Genomic DNA, 13,179 nt, shown 5'->3' on the forward strand with positions numbered 1-13,179 from the left:
GCGACAGCGAGCGCGCCCCGCCCGCGCGCCGCGCTCGCTGTCGCGCATCCTGTCCCTGAACGATTTCGAGGCGGCCGCGCGCCGCCGCCTGCCGCGCCCCATCTTCGGCTACATCGCGGGCGCGGCCGAGGACAACCAGTCGCACGACGCCAACCGGCGCGCCTTCGCCCGTCACGGTTTCGTGCCGCGCGTGCTGGTGGACGTGTCGGCGCGCAGCCAGCAGACCACGCTGTTCGGCCGCCGCTACGACTCGCCCTTCGGCATCGCGCCCATGGGATTGAGCGCGCTGTCGGCCTACCGCGGCGACATCGCGCAGGCCCGCGCCGCCCAGGCGCTCAACATTCCCGCCATTCTCAGCGGCACATCGCTCATTCCGCTCGAAGAGGTGATCGCGCAGGCGCCCGATACCTGGTTCCAGGCCTATCTGCCCGGCGATGCGGCCAGGATCGACGCGCTGGTCGAACGCGCGCGGCGCGCCGGCTACCGGACCCTGGTGCTCACCGTGGACATTCCGGTGTCGGCCAACCGCGAGAACAACATACGCACCGGATTCTCCACGCCGCTCAAGCCCAGCCTGCGCCTGGCCTGGGACGGCATCACGCGCCCGCGCTGGCTGGCCGGCACCTTCCTGCGCACGCTGCTGGCCCACGGCATGCCGCATTTCGAGAACTCCTTCGCCACGCGCGGCGCACCCATTCTGTCCGCTTCGGTGCTGCGCGACTTCACCGCGCGCGACCACCTGAACTGGACCCATGTGCGCCGCATCCGCGACCAGTGGCAAGGCACGCTCGTCATCAAGGGCATCCTGCATCCGGCCGACGCCGCGCTGGCGCGCGAACACGGCGTGGACGGCGTCATCGTGTCGAACCACGGCGGCCGCCAGCTCGACGGCGCCATCGCCCCGCTGGACGCGCTGCCCGCCGTCGTGCAGGCCGCCGGCGACATGCCCGTCATGATGGACAGCGGCGTGCGGCGCGGCGGCGACGTGCTCAAGGCGCTGGCGCTGGGCGCGCGCTTCGTCTTCGTGGGCCGCCCCTTCAACTACGCCTGCGCCGTGGCGGGCCAGGCCGGCGTGGAGCACGCGATCCGGCTGCTGGCGGCGGAAGTCGACCGCAACATGGCCATGCTGGGCGCAAACCGCATCGACGAAATCGGCCCCGGCCTGCTGGCGCGCGCCGCGTGCCCGGAGCCGGTTGACGCATACAGGCCCTAGAATGGGGGCTTCCCACAGCCCCTCTCCCTTGCCGTGTCGCTGCGCCAGTCCGCTTTTTTCCTGCGTTTCCTCACCCTGGGCGCGCTGGCCCACGTTTATGTGGGTGCGCGCCTCATTCCCGACGCCCTGACCGCCGGCCCCGCCCGCGCCGGGGCCATCGTGGCCCTGGCCCTGTCGTGCGTGTTCATCGCGCTGGGCATGCTGGCCCGCGCTTCGGTGCGCCCGCCCTGGGGCGACCGCATCGCCTGGGTGGGCCTCACGACCATGGGCCTGTTCTCGTCGCTCTTCGTCTTCACCGTGCTGCGCGACGCGGTCCTGCTGCCCGCCTGGCTCGCCAGCCTGGCCGCGGGCGCGTCGCCGCCCTGGCCGCAGATCCTGCGCCTGAGCGCGTGGACGGTGGCCGGGGCGGCCGCCGCCGCCACGCTCATCGGCTTCCACAACGCGCGGCGGCGCGCGGCGGTCGTTACCGTGGAGGTTCCCATCGACGGGCTGGACCCGGCGCTGGAAGGCTTCACCATCCTGCAGCTCAGCGACATCCACGTCGGCCCCACCATCAAGCGCCGCTACGTGCAGGCCATCGTCGACGCGGCCAACGCTCAGGCCCCCGACCTCGTCGCCATCACGGGCGACGTAGTGGACGGGTCGGTCGCCCACCTGGCCGACCAGGCCGCGCCGCTCGCGCAACTGCGCGCGCCCTACGGCGTGTACCTGGTTACCGGCAACCACGAATATTATTCGGGCGCCACAGCCTGGGTGGCGCAGTTCCGCCGCATGGGCCTGCGCGTGCTCATGAACGAACACGCGCTCATCCACCCTGACGGCGCGCCCGTGGTCGTGGCCGGCGTGACGGACTACAGCGCCGGCGCCCACGAGCCCGCGCACCGCAGCAGCCCTGCCGCCGCCCTGGCCGGGGCCCCGGCCGACGCACGGCTGCGCCTGCTGCTGGCGCACCAGCCGCGCAGCGCCATCGCCGCCGAACCCTGCGGCTACGATCTCCAGCTCTCCGGCCACACGCACGGCGGCCAGTTCTTCCCCTGGGGCTATTTCGTGCGCTTCCAGCAGCCCTACACCGCCGGCCTGCACCGCTGCGGTCGGATGTGGCTCTACATCAGCCGCGGCACGGGCTACTGGGGCCCGCCCAAGCGCTTCGGCGCGCCGTCGGAGATCACGCGGCTGGTGCTGCGGGGCGGCCGCCGCGCGTAGCGTGCGGCTCCGCATCCGGGATCGCGGCGCGCTACCCCTCTTGCGGCAGCGGCCCGCGCTCCAGGTAGCTCGTCAGCGCGATGTCGCTGGTGGTGTTGGTGATGCCTTCGATCTGGTGGATGCGCGCCAGCAATTGCTCCAGCGCCTGGGTGTCGCGCACCCGCACCTTGAGCAGCATGGCGCTCTTGCCGGTAATGGTGTGGATCTCCTCGACCTCGCTGAGCTCTGCCAGGCCCAGCACCTGCCGGGTGATGGTCCAGTTGTTCGTGTCCACGTGCACGAAGGCCAGCAGCGGGCGGCCGATGCGCGCCCCGTCCAGGCGCGCCGCGATGCTCTTGATGAGCCCGTCGCGCTTGAGACGCTTGACGCGCTCGTGCACGGCGGGCGCCGAGAGATTGAGCTGCCTGCCCAGTTCGGCGTAGCTGGGCGTGGCGTCGGCCGCCAGCAGCGTTAACAGTTTTCGGTCGCGGTCGTCCAGGTCTGCCATCGGAATGAAGTTCTGCCTAACGGCATTCGAACTTTGATGAGATAAGGAAAAATCAGCGTAAACCCTTATTTTATTCCAATAGAATTGCGGCATGTCTGATCGTTGTACCCGCAGATCCTCCTCCCCCGTGACCGCGCTGATGTTTGCCGTCAGCGTCGTCGGCTCCAACGGCCTGGCCCTAAGCCCCATACTTTCCGACGTGGCGCGCTCGTTGTCCGCCTCGCCGCTCACCGTCAGCACTGCCATTTCCGCCTACGGCGCGGCGACCGCGGCCAGCGCGCTGTTCCTGGCCGCGCGCATCGACCGGCACGGCGTGCGCCGCTCGCTGCTGGCCGCCATGGTGGCGCTCATCGCCGCCCTGGCGCTGTCGGCGCTGTCGCCCCACTGGGCGGTGTTGAGCGCCGCGCAGGCCCTGGCCGGCGCGGCGGCGGGCGTGATCCTGCCGGCGGCCTACGGTTCGGCCACGCTGGTGGCGGCGCCCGGACGCGAGGCGCGCACGCTGGGCCGGGTGATCTCGGGCTGGTCGGTGTCGCTGGTGGCCGGCGTGCCGCTGTCGGCCATGGTGTCCGACGCCATCGGCTGGCGCGCCACTTACGGCGTGCTGGCGCTGTGCGCCGCCATTGCGCTGGCGGGCCTGCGCCGCCTGCCCGAACGCCGCGATGCGGCCGCCGCGCCGGCGCGGCTGTCGCGGCTGCTGGCGCCGCTGGCGCAGCGCGAGGTGGCGGCGCTGCTGCTGGGCTGCCTGGCCTTCTCGTCCGCGTTCTACGGCGTCTATGCCTTCATTGCCGACCACGTGCGCCAGACGCTGGCGCTGTCGGCCGGCCGGGCCGGACTCATCGCCTGCGCCTATGGCGGCGGCTTCCTGCTGGCGGACCTGCTGGGCGCGCCGCTGATCGAACGGCTGGGCGCGCGCCGCGCGCTGCCGCTGGCGCTGGCGGTCATCGCCGCGGTGTACGTGGGCCTGCCGGCCGCCACGCGCAGCCTGCACGCCGTGCTGGCCGTGGCCGTGGCGTGGGGCGCGGCCTCGCAATGCAGCCTGAACCTGCTGGTGCTGCTGCTCTCGCGGGCGCGGCCCCAGGCGCGCGGCGCGGTGCTGGGCCTGAACACCTGCACTACCTATCTGGGAGCGAGCCTGGGCACGGCCATCGCGGGCGCGGTCTACGCGCACGCCGGCTTCTCCGCGCTGGGGCTGTCGGCCGCCGGCGCGGCCGCCGCCGCCGCGCTGGGCCTGCACTGGCAGCTCAATGCGCGCGGCCGCCGCGCCCGCGGCGATGCGGCCGCGCGCGCCTGAGGCCGCGCCCCGGCCTACCAGGGAAAATCGATGAGGTCGCCATACAGCCGGCGCAGGGTCGCCTTCACTTGGGGCGACTGCTGGTAGATGGAGATGAACTTCAGCAGGCGCGGATCGTGCGCGCGCTCGGGCGTGGCCACCCAGCGGATGGCATAGCGGCGCACGTTGTCGGGGTCGGTGTTGTCGAAGGCCAGCCCGTCTTTTTCGTCGAGCCCCGCCTGCTTGGCGAAGGTGGTGTAGGTGACCGAGGCGGTCACGTCGTCGAAAGCGCGCGCCGACTGCGAGCCTTCGATCTGCACGAACCTGATGCCCTTGGGATTGGACGTCACGTCCTGCAGCGTGGCCTGGTGGCCCGCGCCCGGCTTGAGTTCGATCAGGCCCATGGCGCGCAGCAGCAGCAGCGCGCGGCCCGTGTTGACGGGGTCGTTGGGCACGGCGATGGTCGCGCCCTGCGGAATCGGGTCGCCCTTCTTGAGCTTCTTGGAGAACAGGCCGATCGTGGTGGAATAGCCGTAGGCGACGGGCTGCAGTTTCGTGCCGCGCCGCTGGTTGAAAAGCTGCAGAAACGGCTCGTGCTGGAAGAAATTGGCGTCCACCGACCCGTCGGCCACTGCGATATTGGGCAGCACCCAGTCGCTGAATTCCACGAGCTTCACGTCCAGCCCCTGCTGGCGCGCCTCGGCGATGGCCTGCTCGGTGGCCTCGTTGGCCACGCTGGGAATGACGCCGATGCGCAAAGGCTGGTCCTGCGCCTGCGCGCCCGCGCCGGCAAGAGACAGGCCGAGCAGCGCGGCCGCCAGCGCGCGCCTGAAAATCGGGATGAAAAAAGACACAGCCATGGAGCGTCGCACCGGGAAATGAAGAATTTTCTATTTTGCCGCAGTCCGCGCCGCCTCTGCCCAAAGTCCCTGCGCGCCGTCCGGCCTTGCGCGGGCCCGCCGCGGCGCGGGGTGTTCAGCGCCCGGCGCAGGCCCTAAGATAAGCCATCGGCCAGGCAGGCCCAGGAGACGACCATGAGCGCGAACCCTGCCCCTCCAGCCGGCGCACAGCGCCGCGACTGGCTGGAAGCCCAGCTCGGCGCCCACAACTATGATCCGCTGGACGTGGTCATCTCGCGCGGCAGCGGCGTCTGGCTCTACGACGTGGACGGCCGCAAGTACCTCGACTGCCTGTCCGCGTACTCCGCCGTCAACCAGGGGCATTGCCACCCGCGCATCCTCGCCGCCATGGAAGAACAGGCGCGCAGGCTCACCCTGACCTCGCGCGCCTTCCGCCACGACCAGATGGCGCCCTTCTACGAAGACCTGGCCCGGCTCACCGGGGCGCACAAGATCCTGCCCATGAACAGCGGCGCCGAGGCAGTGGAAACCGCCATCAAGGCGGTGCGCAAATGGGGCTACGAAGTGCGCGGCGTGCCGCCCGGCGAGGCCGAGATCATCGTCTGCGCCAACAACTTCCACGGCCGCACGCTGGGCATCGTGGGCTTTTCGACCGACCCCGACGCCTATGGCGGCTACGGGCCGTTCGCGCCCGGCTTCCGGGTGGTGCCCTTCGGCGACTATGGGGCCTTCGAAGCCGCCATCACGCCGCGCACCGTCGCTTTCCTGGCCGAACCCATCCAGGGGGAGGCCGGCGTCATCCTGCCGCCGCCCGGCTATTTTTCCCGGGTGCGCCGGCGCTGCACCGAGCAGGGCATCACGCTGATCCTGGACGAGATCCAGACCGGCCTGGGCCGCACCGGCAAGCTGCTGGCCGAGGCCCACGAGGGCATCGAGGCCGACGTCACGCTGATTGGCAAGGCGCTGTCCGGCGGTTTCTATCCGGTGTCGGCGGTGCTGTCCAACGCCGAAGTGCTGGGCGTGTTCCAGCCCGGGCAGCACGGCAGCACCTTCGGCGGCAACCCGCTGGCCTGCGCGGTGGCGCGCGCGGCGCTCGCCGTGCTGGTCGAGGAAGGCATGATCGAAAACGCCGCGCGCCAGGGCGAATACTTCCTGGAGCGCCTGCGCGCCCTGCCCGGCCCGGTGCGCGAGGCGCGCGGGCGCGGCCTCATGCTGGCCCTCGAACTGGAGCCGGACGCCGGCGGCGCGCGCCGGTGGTGCGAGCGGCTGCTGGCGCGCGGCATGCTGGTCAAGGACACGCATGGCCACACCTTGCGGCTGGCGCCTCCGCTGGTCATCACGCGGGATCAGATCGACTGGGCCTGCGATCAGCTCGAAGCCGTGCTGTCGGCCTGAACCCCGTTCCAGGAGTCTGCTCGTGTCCCATCCTCCCCTGCCCGCCTGCGTTTCCCTGATCGGCGCGCCCACCGATGTCGGGGCCGGCGCGCGCGGCGCCTCCATGGGCCCCGAAGCGTTGCGGGTGGCCGGCCTGGACGCGGTCATCCAGGCGCAAGGCCATACCGTGGCCGACCGCGGCAACCTGTACGGGCCGCCCAATCCGTGGCAGGCGCCGCGCGGCGGCTACCGGCACCTCGACGAAGTGGCCGCCTGGACCCGCACGGTGCACGACGCCGTCTACGCCGAGCTGGGCCAGCGGCGCCTGCCTGTGCTGCTGGGCGGCGACCACTGCCTGGCCATCGGCTCCATCAGCGCCGTGGCGCGCCACTGCCGCGAAACCGGCAAGAAATTGCGCGTGCTGTGGCTGGACGCGCATGCCGACTTCAACACCCGCGAGCTGACTCCCACCGGCAACATCCACGGCATGCCGGTGGCCTGCCTGTGCGGCCACGGGCCGGCGCAGATCACCGGACTGTCGGGACAGACGCCCGACATCCAGCCCGGCTGGGTGCGGCAGATCGGCATACGCAGCGTGGACGCGGGCGAAAAGCGCCTCGTGCACCAGGCGGGGCTGGAAGTGTTCGACATGCGCTATCTCGACGAAATGGGCATGCGCGCCACCATGGAGCGCGCGCTCGAGGGGCTGGACACCGACACGCACCTGCATGTGAGTTTCGACGTGGACTTCCTCGATCCGGACATCGCGCCCGGCGTGGGCACCACCGTGCCGGGCGGCCCGACCTACCGCGAGGCCCAGCTCTGCATGGAAATGATCGCCGACACGGGCCGGATGCGCTCGCTCGACGTGGTGGAGCTCAACCCCGCCTTCGACGTGCGCAACCGCACCGCGGAACTGGCCGTGGACCTGATCGAGAGCCTGTTCGGCAAATCCACGCTGATGCGCGGCTGACGCGCCCGGCTCAGCGCTCGCTCCACTGGCGCGCGGCCCCGGCGGCGTCCAGCAGGCTGCGCACGTGCGCCTCGCGCTCCTCCCAGACGCGGTGCGTGGGCCCCGCGACGCAGAACGCATACCACTCGCCGGCCAGGTCCAACGCCACGGCCAGGCCGGTGAGGTCGGCCACGCTTTCGCCCACGTTGGCCGCCCAGCCGCGCGCTTCGGTGGCCCGCAGCTCCTCCAGCAGGGCTACCCGCCCGTCCAGCGTGCGCGGCGTGTAGCGGGTGTAGGACACCCCGGCCAGCACCGTCTCGCGCTCGGCCGGCGCCATGCGCGCCAGGATGGCCTTGGCCACGGAGCTGGTGTGCAGGGGGCGCCGCGCGCCCGGGCGCGGCGCATAATGCACCGGCTGCGCCGACTCGGCCACGTCGAGAAACACCACCGCGCCGTCCTGGATCTTGCCGAGCATGGCGGTTTCGCCGGTGGCGTCGCGCAGCGCCGCCAGCCGCGGCCGCAGCCGCTCCAGCCACGGATCGCCGTCCTGGATCAGCGCGCACATCGCGGCCAGGCGCGGCGTCGGGTAATAGCCGCCGCGCCGGCGCACCTCGTACAGATAGCCGCGCCCCACCAACGTGCGCACCAGCGCCAGGCAGCTCGACATAGGGGCGCCCAGGCCCTGCGCCAGCTCCGTCAGCGGCATGGGGCGGCGCTCCTGCGCAAAGAGTTCAACCAGGTCCAGCGTGCGGGCGACGAGCTTCACTTCCATGGCGGCCTCAGGTTTTTCACTACGTTGACATTTCACAGATGCGAACCTAAATTCTTGCACAGGAATTTTTCTTCACATATAGGAAAACTCCTGCAGCCGGAGCCGCTTCCGGCGGCCCGCAAGATACCGCAGCATCATCCAGACAAGAACTTGAATACGGCCCGAGGGCCGCGGAGACAAGAAAGATGCGTATCAACCCCCTGCTGGCCGCCCTGGCCGCGACACTGGCCGCCTGTGCGGCCCATGCCCAGGCCGACGTGGTGCGCCTGGGCGTATCGAACGACCGTTCCGGCATCTATTCGGACCTGGGCGGCCTGGGCTCCGAAATGGCCGTGCGCATGGCCGTGGAGGATTTCGGCGGCAAGGTCGCCGGCAAGACGGTGGAAGTCGTCGGCGCGGACAACCAGAACAAGGCCGACGTGGCCTCGGCCCTGGTGCGGCGCTGGTTCGACACGCAGAACCTGGTGGCGGTGGTGGACGGCGGCGCCAGCTCGGCCGGCCTGGCGGCCCAGGGCGTGGCGCGCGAAAAAGGCGGCACCGCCCTCATCAGCGGCGGTTTCGCGGGCGATTTCAGCGGCAAGCAGTGCAGCCCCCTCAGCACCCAGTGGGCGCCCGACACCTATGCGCTGTCCAACGCCGTGGTGCGCAGCGTGGTCGAGAAAGGCGGCAAGAGCTGGTATTTCATCACCACCGATTACGTCTTCGGCAAATCGCTGGAAAGCAACGCCACGCATTTTGTGCAGCAGGCCGGCGGCAAGGTGCTGGGCAGCACGCGGCATCCGCTGGGGGCCCTGGACTTCGCATCCTTCCTGATCCAGGCGCAGTCTTCGCAGGCCCAGGTGGTGGGCCTGGCCAGCGCCGGCGGCGACCTGGTCAACCTCATCAAGCAGGCGCAGGAATTCGGCCTGGGGGGCGGCAAGCAGCGCCTGCTCACCTTTCTCACGTTCATCAACGACGTGCGCGCCATGGGCCTGCCCGTGGCGCAGGGGCTGACCTTTCCCACCGGCTTCTACTGGGACGCCGACGAAGACACGCGCGCCTGGACGCGCCGCTGGCAGCAGAAAATGGGTGTGACCAGGCCGCCCTCGATCGTGCAGGCGCTGAGCTACGTGGCCACCACGCATTACCTGCAGGCCGCGCAGGCCGCCGGCACTTTCGAGGGCGAGGCGGTCAACAAGAAGATGCGCGAGTTGCCTATCACGACCAAACTGATAAAGAATGCCCGCATCCGTCCGGAAGACGGGCGCGTCATCATGGACTTGTACCTGGTGGAAGTGAAAAAGCCGTCCGAGTCCAAGTATGAAGGCGATTACTACCGCATTCTGTCCACCGTGCCCGGCGACCAGGTGTTCGTTTCGCTGGCCGACAGCGAATGCCCGCTGGTGAAGAAATAAGAACCGCAACCAGGAGACAAGTCCATGAAGTGCTATTGCGTCGTCAATTTCCGCGAATCGCTGCGCGAGATGGAGCAGCCCACGCCGCGGCCCACGGGTTCGCAGGTGCTGCTGCGCGTGCGCGCCGCCGGCGTCTGCCATAGCGACATCCACCTCTGGGAAGGCGGCTACGACCTCGGTCAGGGCCGCACCCTGTCGCTCAAGGACAGGGGGGTGTCGCTGCCCCTGACCATGGGCCACGAAACGGTGGGCACCGTGGAAGCGGCCGGCCCCGAGGCCCAGGGCGTGGAAAAAGGCCGCAACTATCTCGTCTATCCGTGGATCGGCTGCGGCCAGTGCGCGACCTGCCTGGCCGGCCAGGAAAACCATTGCGCCCAGCCGGCCTGCCTGGGCGTGCACCGGCCCGGCGGCTACGCCGACCACATCGTGGTGCCGCACCCGCGCTACCTCATCGACATCGGCGAGCTGGACCCCGCGCAGATCGCGCCCTACGCCTGCTCGGGCCTGACCACCTACTCCGCGCTGAAGAAAATCGGCGAAGCCGTCTACCGCGACAATCCCGTGGTGATCTTCGGCGCGGGCGGGTTGGGCCTGATGAGCCTGACCATCATCAAGGCGCTGGGCGGCGCGGGCGCCATCGTGGTGGACATCGACCCCGCCAAGCGCGAAGCGGCGCTGGCCGCCGGCGCCCTGGCCGCCATCGACGGCGCCGCGCCCGACGCCGCGCAACAGATCCTCCAGGCCAATGGCGGCAAGCCCCTGCGGGCGGCGATCGACCTGGTGGGCGCGCCCTCCACCGCCACCATGGCCTTTGACTTCCTGGCCAAGGGCGGCAAGCTCGTCATCGTGGGCCTGTTCGGCGGCGCGGTCACCTGGCCGGTCGCGCTCATTCCCATGAAAGCCCTGTCCATCATCGGCAGCTATGTGGGCAACCTGGCCGAACTGCGCGAGCTGATGGAACTCGTGCGCGCCGGCAAGGTGCCGCCCATGCAGGTGCACCGCTACGCGCTGGAACAGGCCGACAGCGTGCTGGGCTCGCTGCGCGCCGGCAAGGTGCTGGGCCGGGCCGTGCTGACCCAGGCCTGATCCGCGCGGCGCTCCCGGTTCAGGCCGGCTTGAGCCGGGGGTCGTAGACGAACTTCTCGCGCCGGGCGACCTGGATGCGCCCGGCGTCGGGATGCGCGGGATTGATGAGCACGTTGCAGTCGGGCACCCCGCTGCACGGCACGATGGCGCTGGGCAGCTGCAGCAGCGCCGACACGCCCGAGGCCACCCAGTTGTCGCCCACGGCCTGCGAGGCTTCGGCAAAGGGCACCGCGTCCCAGAAGGGATAATCCCGCTCGAGCTGCTCCACGGTGAGGATCTGGCGGTCTTCGTACACCTGGAGCGGCACCGACAGCTCGATGAGGTAGCGGTTGGCCTGCGCCGAGGCGCGCGCCCCGAAATGCACCACGGTTTCCAGCACCGCCAGCGACACGCTCGAGGAGGTGTAGACCACGGCGGTGCCCGGACTGTTGTAGCGCCCGCCCACCGCCGCCGCGCCCGCGCCGCTCAGGTCGTCGGCGCGGTACTTGCCCGCGGTGGTGCCGATGCGCCAGAGCGAAACGCCGCGGCTCATGCGTACACGCCCGCGGCGGCGCGCGTGAGCGTGTCTTCCACGATGCGGGTGCTGGCGTCGGACGTGAGCAAAGACAGGGGCTTGACGTTGCCCAGCGCGGGCACCGGCGTGTTGAGCCAGAGCACGGCTTCTTCGTCGCTGCCCAGCACCTGGCGGGCGACTCGTGTCACGCGGGCCACGCGGGCCAGGCGGTCGGATTCGCCCAGCGGCAGCGCCTGGCCTTCGCGCGTCCAGCGCGACAGCGACGCCGGCTTGACCTCCGCAATGGCCATGATTTCGGATTTGGGCACGCCCAGGAAATCGGCGGCGTCGTCCACCATGCGCGCGGGCAGGCCGCGGCGCACGTCGCGCGCCATGTCCTTGAGCGGGCTGTCGACCAGCTCCAGGAAGAGCTGGCGCGAACGGCCGGCCACCCGGCCCGGTGCGCGGGGAGGCGTCTTACGGCCCGGGACTTTCTCGGCAAGTGCGGTAGACATGCGAACCTCCTGGCTCGGGCGCCCGCCCTGGCCGGATGGCCCGGACCCGGCAGCCCTTGTTTCCAATTGGAATTTATTTTAGCTCATATGGAATTCCATTGCCAGGAACATGGACATGCCCGATCCGACGCCTGGGCCGGGGCCGGGGAGAATGCGTATCATAGGCGGCGTCCCCATCTCCAGGACTTTTTCGCACAACGAGGCACTCCATGACCGACAGGCAACTCACCGTTCTCGCGGCGCTCAACATGATCGCGGCCGTGGGCGCGGGCGCGTTCGGCGCGCACGGGCTCAAGCGCATGCTCACGCCCGAACTGCTTTCCGTGTGGCAGACCGGCGTGCTCTATCACCTGCTCCACGCGCTGGGCCTGTTCATCGTGGCCCTGCTGGGCGCGCGCTTCGGCTCGCCGCTGCTTTCCGCCGCCGGCGCGGTCATGTTCGCGGGCATCGTGCTGTTTTCCGGCAGCCTGTACGTGCTGGCCCTGACCGGCACCCATTGGCTGGGCGCCATCACGCCCGTGGGGGGCACGGCCTTTCTCGCCGCCTGGGCCATGGTGGCCTGGGCCGCCTGGCGCGCGGCCTGAAGCCGCGCCCGCAATCGTTTTTCTCCCTTTCCGGCGGCGGCAGGCCGCCCTTTTTCCACGCAGTATGTCCGACTCCTGTACCCTTGCCGCCCGCCGCCCCGCGTCCCATGCGGCTGGCATCGCCTGCATCGTGGGCGGCATTTTCTTCCTGACGCTCAGCGACGCCAACGCAAAATGGCTGGGCGCGCACTACAGCCCGCTGCAGATTCTGTTCCTGCGCGCGCTGATCGCGCTGCCGGCGGTGGCCGGCATCGCCCTGGCGCTCGGCGGGCGCCGCATCCTGCGCACGGCGCACCCCGGCCTGCACCTGCTGCGCGGCGCCATCAACGTGATATCGGCCACCTGCTTCTATCTCGGGCTGCGCGCGTTGCCGCTGGCCGAGGCCACGGCCATCGCATTCGCGGCGCCGCTCTTCGTGACGGCCCTGTCGGTGCTGCTGCTGAAAGAGCAGGTGGACGGCCGTCGCTGGCTGGCCGTGCTGGCCGGCTTCGCGGGCGTGCTGATCATCGTGCGCCCCGGCACCTCGGCCTTCCAGGCGGCCACCCTGCTGCCCCTGGCCACGGCGATGCTGTACGCGGTAATGATGATTACCGCGCGCGGCATCGGCCAGGGCGAAGGCATGCTCACCACCACGTTCTATATCGTGGCCGGGCAGCTCGTCTGCAGCGCCGTCACCCTGCCCTGGGTCTGGCAGGCGCCCGAACCCGCGCACCTGCCCCGTTTCGCGGCGGTGGCGCTGTTTTCCACCCTGGGCCTGGCCTTCATCACGCAGGCGTTCCGCATCGCGCCCGCCTCCGTGGTCGCGCCCTTCGACTACACCGGCCTCATCTGGGCCACGCTGATCGGCTGGATCTTCTGGCACGAGACGCCCGATGCCTACGCCTTCGTGGGGGCGCTCTTCATTGCGGGAAGCGGCGTGTACATCGCGCTGCGCGAAACCCGCAGCGCCAAGGCGGCGCGGGGCGGCCGGGGCTGA

Annotated in this window: 14 protein-coding genes; 9 read left to right on the plus strand and 5 right to left on the minus strand. The window is 70.4% G+C overall.

Annotated features, from left to right (window positions below):
• Positions 1–37: 37 nt before the first annotated feature.
• The gene (locus tag NGJ44_RS20985; protein WP_251865606.1) at positions 38–1,213 is read left to right on the plus strand and encodes an alpha-hydroxy acid oxidase; all 1,176 of its coding nucleotides are present in this window, start codon (positions 38–40) and stop codon (positions 1,211–1,213) included.
• A 33-nt stretch (positions 1,214–1,246) separates the two neighbouring features.
• Positions 1,247–2,416, plus strand: a complete 1,170-nt coding sequence (locus NGJ44_RS20990) for a metallophosphoesterase (protein WP_251865579.1) — start codon at positions 1,247–1,249, stop codon at positions 2,414–2,416.
• Positions 2,417–2,447: 31 nt separating this feature from the next.
• Here the strand turns inward: NGJ44_RS20990 and NGJ44_RS20995 are convergent, their stop codons facing one another.
• A complete protein-coding gene (locus NGJ44_RS20995; RefSeq protein WP_251865581.1) occupies positions 2,448–2,903 on the minus strand; it encodes an Lrp/AsnC family transcriptional regulator in 456 nt (151 codons plus the stop codon).
• 91 nt (positions 2,904–2,994) lie between these two features.
• Between NGJ44_RS20995 and NGJ44_RS21000 the strand changes: the two genes are divergently transcribed.
• Entirely contained in the window at positions 2,995–4,194 is a 1,200-nt protein-coding gene (locus tag NGJ44_RS21000) for an MFS transporter (RefSeq protein ID WP_251865583.1), read from the plus strand.
• A gap of 14 nt (positions 4,195–4,208) precedes the next feature.
• Here NGJ44_RS21000 and NGJ44_RS21005 read toward each other — a convergent pair whose 3' ends face one another.
• The gene (locus NGJ44_RS21005; protein WP_251865586.1) at positions 4,209–5,033 is read right to left on the minus strand and encodes a MetQ/NlpA family ABC transporter substrate-binding protein; all 825 of its coding nucleotides are present in this window, start codon (positions 5,031–5,033) and stop codon (positions 4,209–4,211) included.
• Positions 5,034–5,207: 174 nt separating this feature from the next.
• Here NGJ44_RS21005 and rocD point away from each other — a divergent pair, with 174 nt between their 5' ends.
• Both rocD and rocF read left to right on the plus strand, forming a co-directional pair.
• Complete coding sequence (rocD, locus tag NGJ44_RS21010) at positions 5,208–6,428, plus strand: ornithine--oxo-acid transaminase (RefSeq protein ID WP_251865588.1); 1,221 nt, start codon at positions 5,208–5,210, stop codon at positions 6,426–6,428.
• Between the two features lie 22 nt (positions 6,429–6,450).
• On the plus strand, positions 6,451–7,380 hold the full coding sequence (rocF, locus tag NGJ44_RS21015) for an arginase (protein ID WP_235490879.1): 930 nt from the start codon (positions 6,451–6,453) through the stop codon (positions 7,378–7,380).
• 10 nt (positions 7,381–7,390) lie between these two features.
• On the opposite strand, the gene NGJ44_RS21020 is transcribed toward rocF, so the two are convergent.
• Positions 7,391–8,131 carry an IclR family transcriptional regulator gene (locus NGJ44_RS21020; RefSeq protein ID WP_053246170.1) on the minus strand — a complete coding sequence of 247 codons (741 nt, stop codon included), beginning with the start codon at positions 8,129–8,131 and terminating at the stop codon, positions 7,391–7,393.
• A 185-nt stretch (positions 8,132–8,316) separates the two neighbouring features.
• Between NGJ44_RS21020 and NGJ44_RS21025 the strand changes: the two genes are divergently transcribed.
• Both NGJ44_RS21025 and NGJ44_RS21030 read left to right on the plus strand, forming a co-directional pair.
• On the plus strand, positions 8,317–9,525 hold the full coding sequence (locus tag NGJ44_RS21025) for an ABC transporter substrate-binding protein (RefSeq protein ID WP_251865589.1): 1,209 nt from the start codon (positions 8,317–8,319) through the stop codon (positions 9,523–9,525).
• A 24-nt stretch (positions 9,526–9,549) separates the two neighbouring features.
• On the plus strand, positions 9,550–10,611 hold the full coding sequence (locus tag NGJ44_RS21030) for an alcohol dehydrogenase (protein ID WP_053246169.1): 1,062 nt from the start codon (positions 9,550–9,552) through the stop codon (positions 10,609–10,611).
• A 19-nt stretch (positions 10,612–10,630) separates the two neighbouring features.
• Here NGJ44_RS21030 and NGJ44_RS21035 read toward each other — a convergent pair whose 3' ends face one another.
• Together NGJ44_RS21035 and parS are read right to left on the minus strand one after the other, a co-directional pair.
• A complete protein-coding gene (locus NGJ44_RS21035) occupies positions 10,631–11,143 on the minus strand; it encodes an RES family NAD+ phosphorylase (RefSeq protein WP_053246168.1) in 513 nt (170 codons plus the stop codon).
• On the minus strand, positions 11,140–11,619 hold the full coding sequence (parS, locus tag NGJ44_RS21040) for a type II RES/Xre toxin-antitoxin system antitoxin (protein ID WP_053246167.1): 480 nt from the start codon (positions 11,617–11,619) through the stop codon (positions 11,140–11,142). The genes NGJ44_RS21035 and parS overlap by 4 nt, the downstream gene beginning before the upstream one ends.
• Positions 11,620–11,828: 209 nt before the next feature.
• Between parS and NGJ44_RS21045 the strand changes: the two genes are divergently transcribed.
• Both NGJ44_RS21045 and NGJ44_RS21050 read left to right on the plus strand, forming a co-directional pair.
• Entirely contained in the window at positions 11,829–12,203 is a 375-nt protein-coding gene (locus tag NGJ44_RS21045; RefSeq protein WP_053245146.1) for a DUF423 domain-containing protein, read from the plus strand.
• Between the two features lie 64 nt (positions 12,204–12,267).
• Positions 12,268–13,179, plus strand: a complete 912-nt coding sequence (locus NGJ44_RS21050; RefSeq protein ID WP_053246166.1) for a DMT family transporter — start codon at positions 12,268–12,270, stop codon at positions 13,177–13,179.

It is taken from the genome of Achromobacter sp. Marseille-Q4962, assembly GCF_943737005.1.
In the GTDB taxonomy this organism is placed as follows: domain Bacteria; phylum Pseudomonadota; class Gammaproteobacteria; order Burkholderiales; family Burkholderiaceae_B; genus Achromobacter.

Coding starts and splice junctions, on each gene's coding strand:
- rocD (WP_251865588.1), top strand. CDS start 5,208: ATGAGCGCGAACCCTGCCCCTCCAGCCGGCGCACAGCGCCGCGACTGG.
- NGJ44_RS21050 (WP_053246166.1), top strand. CDS start 12,268: ATGTCCGACTCCTGTACCCTTGCCGCCCGCCGCCCCGCGTCCCATGCG.
- NGJ44_RS21025 (WP_251865589.1), top strand. CDS start 8,317: ATGCGTATCAACCCCCTGCTGGCCGCCCTGGCCGCGACACTGGCCGCC.
- NGJ44_RS21035 (WP_053246168.1), bottom strand. CDS start 11,143: ATGAGCCGCGGCGTTTCGCTCTGGCGCATCGGCACCACCGCGGGCAAG.
- parS (WP_053246167.1), bottom strand. CDS start 11,619: ATGTCTACCGCACTTGCCGAGAAAGTCCCGGGCCGTAAGACGCCTCCC.
- NGJ44_RS20995 (WP_251865581.1), bottom strand. CDS start 2,903: ATGGCAGACCTGGACGACCGCGACCGAAAACTGTTAACGCTGCTGGCG.
- NGJ44_RS21005 (WP_251865586.1), bottom strand. CDS start 5,033: ATGGCTGTGTCTTTTTTCATCCCGATTTTCAGGCGCGCGCTGGCGGCC.
- NGJ44_RS21020 (WP_053246170.1), bottom strand. CDS start 8,131: ATGGAAGTGAAGCTCGTCGCCCGCACGCTGGACCTGGTTGAACTCTTT.
- NGJ44_RS21000 (WP_251865583.1), top strand. CDS start 2,995: ATGTCTGATCGTTGTACCCGCAGATCCTCCTCCCCCGTGACCGCGCTG.
- NGJ44_RS21045 (WP_053245146.1), top strand. CDS start 11,829: ATGACCGACAGGCAACTCACCGTTCTCGCGGCGCTCAACATGATCGCG.
- NGJ44_RS21030 (WP_053246169.1), top strand. CDS start 9,550: ATGAAGTGCTATTGCGTCGTCAATTTCCGCGAATCGCTGCGCGAGATG.